Here is a 13,467-nt window from a genome sequence, read left to right on the forward strand (position 1 = left end):
TGCAGGTCACATCACTCGTCGTCGCCCTGGTCCACGAACTCCACCAGCTCCGGCAGCATCTCCAGCTGCTGGATGGCATCCTTGAGCCGCAGGCCAAAGCGTGATTCCGGCCGCCCGAAAGCGCCCTGCGCCAACCGCAGCGCCGCCGTTGCCTTGATCCATTCCACCTCGAAGGCATAGCGGTCCGCGTGCTGCTGGACACTCATGCGCTTGATGTGTTCCAGCGCCAGCTCCACGGCGCAGTCCACATCGACTTCGCTGTCGTCCCTGTCGGGATCGTCCACCATCAGATCGATCAACTGCTGCAGCGTGCTCTGCACCAGCCCCAGCGAGGCGTGCATGGCCTGCTGCCAGGTGGGAAGAAGGGGTGGTTGGGGAGAGTTCGCCTGCGCGGCGGTGAGAGGGTGCATGTCTTGGTTCCCATATGAATCAAGAGAGCCACTCGTCACCCTACGACAGGCAACGGGTGGACGGGATGTTCGTAACACGGATACGGCCGTGCGACCATCCTTGCGGGTAGGCCCATCCCGTCCAAAACCGTTGGAGACAGGCGCGCACTAGCGCATCTGCCCCAGGTATCTGGACATGACAAGACCCCCTTCAAGGTGGGGGCCGCACCTCCGTATCCGTGGCGTTACGACACACCAAGCCTTTCGGCCTGCGACAAGTGTAATGGCTGGGTATTGCAAACCAGGCCGAGCGCAGCGACGGCCCGCCCCCATTCCCCGTATGTCAGCGCCTGCGTCGGGCCGCCTGCGGGGTTGCAGTCCTGCCGAAGGACAGGACTGCCTCGTCAACTGACTCGCCGTGATTGTTTGAACGGAGCGCGCAGCGCGAAGTGAGTTTCACGGCGAACCCCGCAGGCGGCCCGACGCAGGTTGCCCGCAGCGAAGCGGAGGGTCGCGGACATTCGGGTCGCCTTCTTTGGCCACCTTTCTTGGCGATCAAGAAAGGTGGTCGGCCGCCGGGCCGAAACCCGGCCTCGAAAAACAACCACCCGGCAGGGTCAAAAACGAAACCCCAGACCTTACCGAGCGAAGGCGGAAAACGCCCCCCGCGCCCTCTCCACCTCCCCCCTCACCACACACCCCAAAGCATGGTCATTGACCAACCCCATGGCCTGCATGAACGAGTAGACAGTCGTAGGCCCCACGAACTTCCAACCGAGCTTCTTCAACTCCTTGGACAGCGCCCGAGACTCGGCCGTCTCGGACACGGGCCCGCCACCAGTCACGGGTGCAGGCGCATGGCGCCAGAAGAAGGCCGACAGCGAGCCTTCCGCCTCCACCATCTCCAGCGCCCGCTGCGCGTTGTTGATCACGGCCTCGATCTTGCCGCGATGCCGCACGATGCCCGCATCGCCCAGCAGCCGCAGCACGTCGTCTTCGGTGAAGCGCGCGACCTGGTGGAAGTCGAAGCCCGCAAAGGCCGCGCGGAAGTTCTCGCGCTTGTTGAGGATGGTCAGCCAGCTCAGGCCGGACTGGAAGCCTTCGAGGCTGAGCTTCTCGAACAGGCGCCGGTCGTCGGTGACGGGAAAGCCCCATTCACGGTCGTGGTAGGCCAGGTAGTTGTCCGTGGCGGCGCACCAGTGGCAGCGCGGCCGGCCGTCAGGGGCGGTGAACAGGCGGGACATGGTCAGGACTTCCCGGGCTCGGGAGAGGGGAGGGACAGCAGCCAGGCCGCCATCTGCAGGGATTGCGCCGTATCGAGGTGCGGGTGGCGCGGCATGATGGCGCGGCCCCATTCGCCGGCCCCGCCCTCGCGGATCTTGCGCGCCAGGTAGTCGGCGGCATCTTCGCGGGCCCGGTAGCGCTCGGCGATCTGCTGGAAGGACGGGCCCACGTAGTGGCGCACCAGGCCGTGGCAGCGCAGGCAGTCATTGCCTTCCACCAGGGCCTTGCCGGCGGCCAGCTGCGCGTCGGCTGTCACGGCAGCGGCGGCCGGGGCCGCATTGGCCGCCGCCGTGGTGGCCCCGACAGCCGGCCCGCGCATGATGCGCCAGCCGATGTTGAAGACACCCAGCGCCACCAGCAGCATGAAGACCACGAGCGCCCAGCCCAGCCAGCGGGGCCGGTGGGGGGCGTCGTAGCCCTCGTCGTCTGCGTCAGGAGGCAGTTGGCCGGCCATCAGTGGCGGAAGTGGCGCACGCCGGTGAAGACCATGGCGACGCCGCGCTCGTTGGCGGCGTCAATGACTTCCTGGTCGCGCATGGAGCCGCCGGGCTGGGCCACGCAGGTGGCGCCTGCGTCAACGACCACGTCCAGGCCGTCGCGGAAGGGGAAGAAGGCATCGCTGGCCACGACCGTGCCCTGCAGGCTCAGCTTGGCGGCCTCGGCCTTGATGGAGGCGATGCGCGCCGAGTCCAGGCGGCTCATCTGGCCTGCGCCCACGCCCATGGTCATGCCGTTCTTGCAGAACACGATGGCATTGCTCTTGACGTACTTGGCGACCTTCCAGGCGAACAGCAGGTCCTGCAGTTCTTCGGGGGTAGGCTGCTTGACGGTGACGACCTTGAGGTCGGCCAGGGCCAGCTCATGGTTGTCGGCGGTCTGCAGCAGCAGGCCCGAGCCGACGCGCTTGGCGTCCATGGCGTTGCGGCCCTGGTCCCAGGCGCGCTCGCCGCCGGCCGGCAGGGCGATCTTCATGAGGCGCACATTGACCTTGGGCTTGAAGATTTCCAGCGCCTCGGCCGTGAAGTCGGGAGCCATCAGCACCTCGACGAACTGCTTGACCACGGCCTCGGCCGCTGCCTTGTCCACCGTGCGGTTGAAGGCGATGATGCCGCCGAAGGCGCTGGTGGGGTCGGTCTGGAAGGCCTTGGCATAGGCTTCGTGCGCGTCCTTGCCCACGGCCACGCCGCAGGGGTTGGCGTGCTTGACGATCACGCAGGCGGGCTGCTCGAAGCTCTTGACGCATTCCCAGGCAGCGTCGGCGTCGGCGATGTTGTTGTACGACAGCTCCTTGCCCTGCAGCTGCTCGCCCGTGACCAGGGAGCCAGGAGCCGGATACAGGTCGCGGTACAGGGCGGCCTGCTGGTGGCTGTTTTCGCCGTAGCGCAGGTCCTGCACCTTGGTGAAGTGGCCGTTGCTCTGGCCGGGGAAGGGGCTGCGCTCGGGCACGTAGGTTTCGGAGAGCTTCTCGTCCTCGAACTTCACGCTGGACAGGTAGTCGCTGATGGCGCCGTCGTACTGGGCGATGCGGTTGAAGGCGGCCACGGACAGCGCAAAGCGCAGCTTGTCGGACAGCTTTCCGTTGGCCTTGAGTTCACCCAGCACGGCCTCGTACTGGCCGGCGTCGGTGATCACGCCCACGTCGGCCCAGTTCTTGGCGGCAGAGCGCACCATGGCCGGGCCGCCGATGTCGATGTTCTCGATGGCGTCGGCCAGCGTGCAGCCGGCCTTGGCCACGGTAGCCTCGAAGGGGTAGAGGTTCACCACCAGCAGGTCGATGGTGTCGATGCCGTGCTCCTTGAGGGCCGCCATGTGGGCGGGCAGCTCGCGGCGCGCCAGCAGGCCGCCGTGGACCTTGGGATGCAGGGTCTTGACGCGGCCGTCCAGCATTTCGGGGAACTGGGTGACTTCGGCCACCTCGGTCACGGGCAGGCCGGCCTCGGCCAGCAGCTTGGCGGTGCCGCCGGTGGACAGCAGCTTGATGCCCAGGGCGTGCAGGCCTTGGGCGAATTCGACGATACCGGTCTTGTCAGAGACGGAGAGCAGGGCGTTCATGGGCGTCAGTGCAGGGAGTTTGAAGAAATGGAGATTCGTGCCGCTCAGAGCATGTCGTGCTCGAGCAGCTTCTTGCGCAGCGTGTTGCGGTTCAGGCCCAGCCAGTCGGCAGCGCGGGACTGGTTGTTGTCGGCCTGGGTCATCACCACTTCCAGCAGCGGCTTTTCGACCAGGTGGATCAGCATGTCGTACATGCCGTTGGGCTTTTCGCCGTCGAGATCGCGGAAATACCCCTCCAGGCTTTCACGCACGCATTGTTCGATGTTCTGGTTGCTCATACTGTCATTCCTGCGGGCTCTCCGAATTCGGCGCTTGTGGCGCCGGCATCGATGGCGGCCGGTATCCGGTCCATCTGTGCGCCCAGGGCGTCCAGATAGTCGGCCACGGCCTGCCATTGCACCGCGCAGTCCTCGATGGTGTTGATGTGTTGTCTGAATGCTTCACCGCCCGGCAGGCTGCGCAGGTACCAGGCGATGTGCTTGCGCGCGCTGCGCACGCCGGTGCCCTCGCCGTACAGGCTGTAGTGGTCCTGCAGGTGGTCCAGCAGCAGCCGGCGCAGCTCGGCCACCAGCGGCGGGGCCATGTGCTCGCCCGTGGCCATGAAGTGCGCGATCTCGCGGAAGATCCACGGCCGGCCCTGGGCCGCGCGGCCGATCATCACGGCATCGGCGCCCGTGTAGGCGAGCACGTCGCGCGCCTTCTCGGGGCTGGTGATGTCGCCATTGGCCACCACGGGCACGCGCACCGCCGCCTTGACGGCAGCGATGGTGTCGTACTCGGCAAAGCCCTTGTAACCCTGCTCGCGCGTGCGGCCGTGCACGGTGAGCATCTGTATGCCCACCTCCTCGAAGCGGCGGGCCAGCACCACGGCGTTCCTGTGCGCGTCGCACCAGCCGGTGCGCATCTTCAGCGTGACGGGCACGCCGTGAGGGGCGCAGGCCTCGACCACAGCCTGGGCAATCTCCACGGCCAGGGCCTCGTTCTGCATCAGGGCCGAGCCGGCCCATTTGTTGCAGACCTTCTTGGCCGGGCAGCCCATGTTGATGTCGATGATCTGGGCGCCGCGGTCCAGGTTGTAGCGCGCGGCCTCGGCCATCATCTCGGCGTCCGTGCCCGCGATCTGCACCGCGATGGGGCCGGGTTCGCCTTCATGGTTGGCGCGGCGCGAGGTCTTGAGGCTGTTCCACAGGTCCTTGCGCGATGTCACCATCTCGCTGACCGCGTAGCCCGCGCCCAGGGCCTTGCACAGCTGGCGGAACGGCCGATCCGTCACCCCGGCCATGGGGGCGACGAACAGGCGATTGGCCAGGGCATGGGGGCCTATGGACAGGGGTGGGGAGGACATCGGAAAAGCCGGAGAAAACGCGCGCGCCGAGCACAAAACGGGCGGCAACAAAGGACCAAGATTGTACCTGCCCAAATTTTCAGCAGGGCTAAAACCGGGCCGTCAAGACGGCCAAGCAGCGAAAACAAGACAGTGCGCAGTTTTCATGGTGTGGGCACGAAGGTGCGCACCTGGCCCGGAACGGCCTGCAGCCCGTAGGCACCCAGCCGGCCCTGCCACCAGCGGCGGTTGAATTGCACGTCGGGAGAGACCTGGTCGTCGGGCATGGGGCGCAGGCCGACCTTCTGCAGCCCGGCTTTCGGCTGCCCGGCTGCCTGCAGCCCAGCTGTCTGCGGCCCAGCCTCCAGTCCCAGGTCCAGCTCCTCGCCGTCGGCCAGCGGGCCGCGCACCACGGCCATGGCCTTGCGCCCGTCGGTCACCCAGGCGTCCAGCACCAGGGCCGGGCCGGGCTCGGACCCGGCCAGGCTCACGCAGCCTTGCAGACGCGGCTCCAGGCCCAGCGGCTCCAGCTCGCGCTGCAGCTGCTCCAGCCTGTCGCCCACGGCCGGGTCCGGCAGGGTGCAGCCCTTGGCCTGCAGCGCCTTGCCCCAGGCGGAGGGCGGTGCAGCCTGGGCGGGCGGCGCCTGGGCAGCGGCCTGTGCCACCACGGTGGTGTCCTTGCCTGGCGATGGCTGCAACGCAGAGCAGCCGGCCAGGCCGGCTGCTGCCATTCCCAATGCCGCCCATCCCGCCCATCCTGCAATCCGCCCTGTCTGCATGACGCCCCCTGTGCTTGTGGTTCTGGAACAGGCCCCACGATAGCTTCAGGCCGACAAGGCGTCAGCCAGCGCAGACCTACACTTGGCAGCACCTATGGAATTCTGGATCCATCAATTGCTGAGTTGGTTGGCGCTGCCGCAGTTCGGCCTCAGCACCGTGTTCATCGTGGCCCTGATTTCGGCCACGCTGCTGCCGCTGGGCTCCGAGCCTGCGGTGGTCGGCCTGCTGCAGCTCAACCCCGATCTGTTCTGGCAGACGGTCTTCGTGGCCACGGCCGGCAATACGCTGGGCGGCGCCATCAGCTGGTGGATGGGCCTGGGTGCGCACAAGGCCTGGCGCGCGGCCCGCGAGCGGCGGCGCGCCGGACTGCCCGAGGATCTGCGGGCCAAGCCGCCCCGCGCCCTGTCCCGCCACGAGCGCCGCGCCCGCGTGTGGCTGCGCCGCCTGGGCGCCAAGGCCTGCCTGCTGAGCTGGCTGCCCGTGGTGGGCGATCCGCTGTGCGCCGTGGCCGGCTGGCTGCGGCTGCCGTTCTGGCCCTGCGTGTTCTACATGGCCATAGGCAAGTTCCTGCGCTATGTGGTGATGACGGTGGTGCTGCTGCAGCTGCTGCCGGCCTCCTGGGCCAGCTGAGGCCGAAGCCCTCCCACCGAAGCCCTCCCCTTTTTGCGATCTACGCCTGCGGCTCGCGCGCCCAGGGCGCCAGCGCGAAGTGCGCAGCCAGGAAATCGATCAGCGCCTGCACGCGCGCCGGCCGGGCGCGCCCGGGTGGCGTGACGATGTGCAAGGCGATGGAGGGCACCTGCCAGTCGTCCATGCAGGTCTGCAGCGCACCCGATTGCAAATCTTCCCAGGCCAGGAATTCGGGCTGCAGGGCCAGGCCCAGCCCGGCGCGCAGGGCCGGCGCCAGGCCCTCGGCATTGTTCACGCGCATGGCCGTGGGAACGACCTGGGCGAACTCGCCGCGGCGCGCATGCACGAAGCGCCAGGCCTCGCCCAGGCGGCTGTGCACATAGCGCAGCGCGCGGTGCTGCGCCAGATCGCGCGGATGGGAGGGGCGGCCGTGGCGCTCGAAGTATTCGGGTGATCCCACCAGCAGCAGGCGCACCGTGCACAGGCGCCGCGCCAGCAGGCTGGAGTCGGGCAGCGAGGAGATGCGCAGCGCGATGTCGAAGCCCTGGGCCACGACGTCGATCAGCTCGTCGCTGAAGTGCAGGTCCAGCGTGACTTCCGGGTGCTCGGCCATGAAGGCGGGCACGGCCGGCGCCAGGTGCGAGATGCCGAACGACATGGGCGCCGCAATGCGGATGGGGCCGCGCAGGCTCTTGGACTGCTCGCTGATCTCGGCCTCCACGGCCTCGCCCTCGGCCAGGATGCGCGCGGCGCGCTCCAGCGAGGCCTGGCCGCTGGCCGTCAGCGACATGCGCCGCGAGGTGCGGTGGAACAGGCTGGTCTTGAGCCGCGTCTCCAGCCGCGTGATGGCCTTGGAGATGGTGGGCTGGGAGACGCCCAGGTCGGCGGCGGCCTTGGCGAAGGAGCCCGTTTCGGCCACCTTGGCGAAGACGGCCCAGGCTTCGAGGTCAGGAAGTCTTGGCATGAAAGTTTTGGAATAGATGTCTTTGCATATTTTCTATTCTCTTCTTGATCAGCAAAACATAAAGTTCATCCATCGCAACACACAACGCAGCAGGAGAACACCATGATCGAACGCCGTCCCTTCCAAGCCCTTGGCGGTGCCAACCACGGCTGGCTCGATGCCAAGCATCACTTTTCCTTCGCCGGCTACCACGATCCGGCCCGCATGGGCTGGGGCGCGCTGCGGGTGTGGAACGACGACACCATCGCCGCCGGCACGGGCTTCCCGCCCCATGCCCACGCCAACATGGAAATCATCACCTATGTCCGTGAAGGCGCCATCACCCACCAGGACAGCCTGGGCAACAAGGGCCGCACCGAAGCGGGCGATGTGCAGGTGATGAGCGCGGGCACCGGCATCCGCCACTCGGAATACAACCAGGAAAAGAACACGACGCGGATCTTCCAGATCTGGATCATGCCCGACGAGCGCGGCCAGCAGCCCCCGTCCTGGGGTGCCAAGCCCTTCCCCAAGGGCGAGCGCTCGGGCAGCTTCGTGGCCCTGGCCAGCGGCCTGCCCGGTGACGAGGACGCCCTGCCCATCCGCACCGCCGCCCGGGTGCTGGGCGCCACGCTGAAGGCCGGCGAGAGCACGGAGTACCGCATCGGCCGTGATCGCCTGGGCTACCTGGTGCCGGCCAGCGGCTCGGTGCAGATCGACGGCGTGACGCTGCAGGAGCGCGACGGCGCCGCCATCAGCGATGTGGACAGCTTCCGTGTGACGGCCCTGGCCGACACCGAGCTGGTGCTCGTCGACACGGCGCGCTGAAGCGCCCTGCCCGCCTCTTCCCAAGAAAACATTTCCCGTACCCCGTCCAACCCCTCACAGGAGATCACCATGACCGACCGCAAGTACCTCGAAGTCCTGACGCCCGCCAACAGCCAGATCATCTTCATCGACCAGCAGCCCCAGATGGCCTTCGGCGTGCAGTCCATCGACCGCCAGGTGCTCAAGAACAACGTGGTGGGCCTGGCCAAGGCGGCCAAGGCATTCGACATTCCCGCCACCATCACCACGGTGGAGACGGGCAGCTTCTCCGGCCACACCTATCCCGAACTGCTGGCCGTGTTCCCCGAGCACCAACTGCTGGAGCGCAGCTCCATGAATTCCTGGGACGACCAGAACGTGCGGGACGCACTGGCCAGGAACGCCGCCCAGGGCCGCAAGAAGATCGTGGTCTCCGGCCTGTGGACCGAGGTGTGCAACACCACCTTCGCCCTGTCGGCCCTGCATGACACGGACTACGAGATCTACATGGTGGCCGACGCCTCGGGCGGCACGTCGCTGGACGCGCACAACTACGCCATGGACCGCATGGTGCAGGCCGGCGTGGTGCCCGTGACCTGGCAGCAGGTGCTGCTGGAATGGCAGCGCGACTGGGCCCGCCGCGAGACCTACGACGCGGTGATGGACATCGTGCGCGAGCATTCCGGCGCCTACGGCATGGGCGTTGACTATGCCTACACCATGGTGCACAAGGCGGCCGAGCGCGTGCAACATGGCGAGACCGTGGGCCCGAACCCCGCCAAGGTCTGAGCACCAGCGCCGCCGCCGGCCCGCCAAAGGAGTCTCGCCATGAAGCTCTATGCACTTTCCCTTGGGGCCGGCCTGCTGGTCGGTGTGGTCTACAGCCTGCTGCAGGTGCGCTCGCCCGCACCGCCGCTGGTGGCCCTGGTCGGCCTGCTGGGCATCCTGGCCGGCGAGCAGATCCTGCCCGTGGGCCGGCATCTGCTGCAGGGCATGGACCTGCGCAGCGCCTGCAGCAAGACGCAGGCCACCGAGCATGTGCTGGGCCAGCTGCCCGGCCGCAAGAACGCCGATGCCGATGCCGATCGGCACCACGGCTGACCCCTCCCCCTCTCCAAGAAAACTGCACCATGACCACGCGCAGAAAAGTCCTGGGCTCCGCTGCCACCCTTGCCATGGGTGGACTGCTGGGTTGCACCACCAACGCTCGCCAAGGAGCCTCCATGTCCGATTCCACGCCCGAAGTCATCTTCCACAACGGCCGCTTCACCACGCTGAACAAGGCCCAGCCCACCGCCACCGCCGTGGCCGTGAAGGACGGCCGGTTCATCGCCGTGGGCTCGGACGCCGAGGTGCTGGCCCTGGCCGGCAGCGGCACGCGCCGCATCGATCTGCAGCGCCGCAGCGTGCTGCCCGGCCTGTTCGACAACCACACGCACGTGATCCGTGGCGGCCTGAACTTCAACCTGGAGCTGCGCTGGGACGGCGTGCGCTCGCTGGCCGACGCACTGGACATGCTCAAGCGCCAGGTGGCCATCACGCCTGCGCCGCAGTGGGTGCGCGTGGTCGGCGGTTTCACCGAGCACCAGTTCGTGGAAAAGCGCCTGCCCACCATCGACGAGATCAACGCCATCGCGCCCGATACGCCGGTCTTTCTGCTGCACCTGTATGACCGCGCCCTGCTCAACGCCGCCGCCCTGCGCGCCGTGGGCTACACCCGCGACACGCCCCAGCCCGCAGGCGGCGAGATCACGCGCGATGCCAACGGCAACCCCACGGGCCTGCTGCTGGCCAAGCCCAACGCCACCATCCTCTACAGCACACTGGCCAAGGGCCCCAAGCTGCCGCTGGACTACCAGGTCAATTCCACGCGCCACTTCATGCGCGAACTCAACCGCCTGGGCGTGACCGGCGTGATCGATGCGGGCGGGGGCTTTCAGAACTACCCCGACGACTACGACGTGATCCAGAAGCTCAGCGACGCCAACCAGATCACCGTGCGCCTGGCCTACAACCTGTTCACGCAAAAGCCCAAGGAGGAGAAGGCCGACTTCCTCAACTGGACGCAAAGCGTGAAGTACAAGCAGGGCAACGACTATTTCCGCCACAACGGCGCGGGCGAGATGCTGGTGTACTCGGCCGCCGACTTCGAGGACTTCCGCCAGCCGCGCCCCGACATGCCGCCCAGCATGGAGGGCGACCTGGAAGAAGTGGTGCGCGTGCTGGTGCAGAACCAATGGCCGTGGCGCCTGCACGCCACCTACGACGAGACCATCTCGCGCGCGCTCGATGTGTTCGAGAAGGTGCACCGCGACACGCCCATCGACGGCCTGAACTGGTTCTTCGACCATGCCGAGACCATTTCGGACAAGTCCATCGACCGCATTGCGGCGCTGGGCGGCGGCGTGGCCGTGCAGCACCGCATGGCCTACCAGGGCGAGTATTTCACCGAACGCTACGGCGCACGTGCCACCGAGGCCACGCCGCCCGTCAAGAAGATCCTGGAGCGCGGCGTGAAGACCTCGGCCGGCACGGACGCCACGCGCGTGGCCTCCTACAACCCCTGGGTGTCGCTGTCGTGGATGGTGACGGGCAAGACCGTGGGCGGCCTGCAGATGTACCCCCAGCGCAACCTGCTGGACCGCGAGACCGCGCTGCGCATGTGGACCGAGAACGTGGCCTGGTTCTCCAACGAGGAAGGCCTGCGCGGCCGCATCCAGGTGGGCCAGCTGGCCGACATGATCGTGCCCAGCAAGGACTATTTCGCCGTGCCCGAGGACGAGATCTCCTTTCTCACCTCCGAGCTCACCGTGGTGGGCGGCCGCGTGGTCTATGGCGCAGGCCCCTTCCAGCAGCATGACGACAATCCGCTGCCGCCGGCCATGCCCGACTGGTCCCCCGTGCGGCGCTTTGGCGGCTACGGCGCCTGGGGCGAGCCCGAGGGCGCGGGCAGGAACTCGCTCAACCCTGCGCGCTACCGCAGCCTGGCGGCGGCCTGCGGCTGCGGCACCAGCTGCGGCATGCACGGCCACAGCCATGCCGACGCCTGGGCATCGAACGTGCCGACCTCGGACCCCCGAAGCTTCTTCGGCGCGCTGGGCTGCTCCTGCTGGATGGCCTGAGGAGCACACGCATGACACCCGCCATGACCCAAGCCAGTACGTTCTCCGGCCGCCTTGCGGCCGCCGCACGCCCGGTGTTCGGCAGCCAGGCCGTGCGCCTGGTGGCCTACCTGGGCCTGTGCGCCGCCTATCTGCAGGGTGGCCTGGTCAAGCTCACCGACTTTCCCGGTGCGCTGGGCGAGATGGCCCACTTCGGCCTGTCGCCGGCACCGATGTTCGCGGTCCTGGTGATCGCGCTGGAGCTGGGCGCCTCGGCCATGATCATCACCGGCCGGCTGCGCTGGCTGGGCGCCCTGGCACTGGCCGCGTTCACGCTGCTGGCCACCTTCGTCGCGCTGCGCTTCTGGGAGCTTCCCGCAGGGCAGGAGCGCTTCATGGCGGCCAATTCCTTCTTCGAGCATCTGGGCCTGGTCGGCGGCTTCCTGTTCGTCGCCTGGCATGACCTGGGAGAGCGCCATGACCGCTGATTCGACCCGGCCCGCAGCCACTGCCTCCGGCAGCTTCGCGCCGCTGCGCCAGCCCGTGTTCGCGGTGCTGTGGGCGGCCACGGTGCTGGGCAACATCGGCAGCTTCATGCGCGATGTGGCCAGCTCCTGGATGGTGACCGAGCTGTCGGCCAGCCCGGCCGCCGTGGCCCTGATCCAGACGGCGGCCACGCTGCCCATCTTCCTGCTGGCGATTCCGGCCGGTGTGCTGTCCGACATCCTGGACCGCCGACGCTTCCTGATCGGCATCCAGATCCTGCTGGCCGCCGTCAGCGCCAGCCTGCTGCTGCTGGCACGCACCAACACGCTGACCGTGGAGTACCTGGTGGCGCTGACCTTCGTGGGCGGCATAGGCGCGGCGCTGATGGGGCCGACCTGGCAGTCCATCGTGCCCGAGCTGGTGCCGCGCAGCGACCTCAAGAACGCGGTGGCGCTGAACTCGCTGGGCATCAACATCGCACGCGCCCTCGGCCCTGCGGCCGGTGGCCTGCTGCTGGCCAGCTTCGGCGCGGCGGCGGCCTACGGCGCGGACGTGGCCAGCTACGTGTTCGTGATCGCCGCGCTGGTCTGGTGGAAGCGCCCCAAAGCCGAGGCATCGGCCCTGAACGAGCAGTTCTTCGGCGCCTTCCGCGCAGGCCTGCGCTATGCCCGCTCCAGCCGCGAGCTGCATGTGGTGCTGCTGCGCGCCGCCGTGTTCTTCCTCTTCGCCAGCTCGGTCTGGGCCCTGCTGCCGCTGGTGGCGCGGCGCATGCTGGGCGGCTCGGCAGGCTTTTACGGTGTGATGCTGGGCGCCGTGGGCGCAGGCGCCATCCTGGGCGCGCTGGTGCTGCCGCGCCTGCGCAAAAGGCTGGATGCCGATGGCCTGGTGCTGCTGTCCTCCGTGCTCAGCGCCGCCGTGATGGCCGCGCTGTCCACCGCGCCGCCGCAATGGGCCGCCGTGCTGCTGATGCTGGTGCTGGGCCTGGGCTGGATCATTGCGCTGACCACGCTCAACGGCGTGGCCCAGGCGGTGCTGCCCAACTGGGTGCGCGGCCGCGGGCTGGCCATCTACCTGATGGTGTTCAACGGCGCCATGGCGGGCGGCAGCCTGGCCTGGGGGCTGTTTGCACAGGGTGTTGGCATTCCCACGGCGCTGCTGATCGGCGCGGCGGGCCTGGTGGCGATCTCGCTGGTGTTCCACCGCATCAAGCTGCCCACGGGCGAGGCGGACCTGCAGGCCTCCAACCACTGGCCCGAGCCGCTGCTGGCCGAGCCCGTGGCCCATGACCGTGGCCCGGTGATGATCCAGGTGGAATACCAAGTGCGCCGCGACGACCTGCCAGCCTTCATCGAGGCCATGCAGCATGTGGCGCGCGAGCGGCGGCGCGACGGCGCCTATGCCTGGGGCATTGCCGAGCACACGGGCGAGCCGGGCCGGGTGATCGAGTGGTTCCTGGTGGAGTCCTGGGCCGAGCATCTGCGCCAGCACCAGCGCGTGTCCAGGGCCGATGCCGATCTGCAGGCCCAGGCGCTGCGCTTTCACATCGGCCCCGGGCGGCCCGTGGTCCACCACTTTCTGGCGCTGGATGCCGCCAGTGCCGCCAGTGCCGCGAGCGGGCCTGCGCAGGCACCGGCGCACGGCCACGCCCACTGAAGCGTTGCGGCAGGCCTG

General features: G+C 68.2%; 15 protein-coding genes. 7 read left to right on the forward strand and 8 right to left on the reverse strand.

Going from position 1 to position 13,467, the window contains the following annotated elements; translation table 11 throughout:
* Positions 1–11: 11 nt before the first annotated feature.
* The 7 genes from AC57B5_RS14205 to AC57B5_RS14235 all read right to left on the reverse strand — a co-directional run bounded on the left by AC57B5_RS14205 (position 12) and on the right by AC57B5_RS14235 (position 5,828).
* Positions 12–410: a hypothetical protein gene (locus AC57B5_RS14205; RefSeq protein ID WP_496399772.1), complete on the reverse strand. Its 399-nt coding sequence runs from the start codon at positions 408–410 to the stop codon at positions 12–14.
* 617 nt (positions 411–1,027) lie between these two features.
* Complete coding sequence (locus AC57B5_RS14210; protein ID WP_486704128.1) at positions 1,028–1,633, reverse strand: DNA-3-methyladenine glycosylase I; 606 nt, start codon at positions 1,631–1,633, stop codon at positions 1,028–1,030.
* A 2-nt stretch (positions 1,634–1,635) separates the two neighbouring features.
* Positions 1,636–2,127 carry a c-type cytochrome gene (locus tag AC57B5_RS14215; protein WP_496399773.1) on the reverse strand — a complete coding sequence of 164 codons (492 nt, stop codon included), beginning with the start codon at positions 2,125–2,127 and terminating at the stop codon, positions 1,636–1,638.
* Positions 2,127–3,725, reverse strand: a complete 1,599-nt coding sequence (purH, locus tag AC57B5_RS14220; RefSeq protein ID WP_034390602.1) for a bifunctional phosphoribosylaminoimidazolecarboxamide formyltransferase/IMP cyclohydrolase — start codon at positions 3,723–3,725, stop codon at positions 2,127–2,129. The genes AC57B5_RS14215 and purH overlap by 1 nt, the downstream gene beginning before the upstream one ends.
* A gap of 44 nt (positions 3,726–3,769) precedes the next feature.
* Positions 3,770–4,003: a Fis family transcriptional regulator gene (locus tag AC57B5_RS14225; RefSeq protein ID WP_013804037.1), complete on the reverse strand. Its 234-nt coding sequence runs from the start codon at positions 4,001–4,003 to the stop codon at positions 3,770–3,772.
* Positions 4,000–5,070, reverse strand: coding sequence for a tRNA dihydrouridine synthase DusB (gene dusB / locus AC57B5_RS14230; protein WP_013804038.1), 1,071 nt, complete (start codon positions 5,068–5,070; stop codon positions 4,000–4,002). Before dusB ends, AC57B5_RS14225 begins: the two co-directional genes overlap by 4 nt.
* A 143-nt stretch (positions 5,071–5,213) precedes the next feature.
* Positions 5,214–5,828, reverse strand: a complete 615-nt coding sequence (locus AC57B5_RS14235; protein WP_123692947.1) for a hypothetical protein — start codon at positions 5,826–5,828, stop codon at positions 5,214–5,216.
* 106 nt (positions 5,829–5,934) lie between these two features.
* On the opposite strand from AC57B5_RS14235, the gene AC57B5_RS14240 reads away from it, so the two are divergent.
* Entirely contained in the window at positions 5,935–6,459 is a 525-nt protein-coding gene (locus tag AC57B5_RS14240; RefSeq protein WP_043780881.1) for a YqaA family protein, read from the forward strand.
* A 40-nt stretch (positions 6,460–6,499) separates the two neighbouring features.
* Here AC57B5_RS14240 and AC57B5_RS14245 read toward each other — a convergent pair whose 3' ends face one another.
* Entirely contained in the window at positions 6,500–7,423 is a 924-nt protein-coding gene (locus tag AC57B5_RS14245; protein ID WP_496399774.1) for a LysR family transcriptional regulator, read from the reverse strand.
* Positions 7,424–7,525: 102 nt separating this feature from the next.
* Here AC57B5_RS14245 and AC57B5_RS14250 point away from each other — a divergent pair, with 102 nt between their 5' ends.
* The 6 genes from AC57B5_RS14250 to AC57B5_RS14275 all read left to right on the forward strand — a co-directional run bounded on the left by AC57B5_RS14250 (position 7,526) and on the right by AC57B5_RS14275 (position 13,449).
* Positions 7,526–8,230, forward strand: coding sequence for a pirin family protein (locus AC57B5_RS14250; protein WP_496399775.1), 705 nt, complete (start codon positions 7,526–7,528; stop codon positions 8,228–8,230).
* Positions 8,231–8,299: 69 nt separating this feature from the next.
* Complete coding sequence (locus AC57B5_RS14255; RefSeq protein ID WP_096915267.1) at positions 8,300–8,998, forward strand: hydrolase; 699 nt, start codon at positions 8,300–8,302, stop codon at positions 8,996–8,998.
* Between the two features lie 39 nt (positions 8,999–9,037).
* On the forward strand, positions 9,038–9,310 hold the full coding sequence (locus AC57B5_RS14260; protein ID WP_496399776.1) for a XapX domain-containing protein: 273 nt from the start codon (positions 9,038–9,040) through the stop codon (positions 9,308–9,310).
* A 122-nt stretch (positions 9,311–9,432) separates the two neighbouring features.
* Positions 9,433–11,331: an amidohydrolase gene (locus AC57B5_RS14265; RefSeq protein WP_012203486.1), complete on the forward strand. Its 1,899-nt coding sequence runs from the start codon at positions 9,433–9,435 to the stop codon at positions 11,329–11,331.
* A gap of 23 nt (positions 11,332–11,354) precedes the next feature.
* A complete protein-coding gene (locus AC57B5_RS14270; RefSeq protein ID WP_496399777.1) occupies positions 11,355–11,798 on the forward strand; it encodes a DoxX family protein in 444 nt (147 codons plus the stop codon).
* Positions 11,788–13,449: an MFS transporter gene (locus AC57B5_RS14275; RefSeq protein WP_448678015.1), complete on the forward strand. Its 1,662-nt coding sequence runs from the start codon at positions 11,788–11,790 to the stop codon at positions 13,447–13,449. Before AC57B5_RS14270 ends, AC57B5_RS14275 begins: the two co-directional genes overlap by 11 nt.
* Positions 13,450–13,467 lie beyond the last annotated feature (18 nt).

It is taken from the genome of Delftia sp. BGA-UO-ETr-SB1, assembly GCF_059567865.1.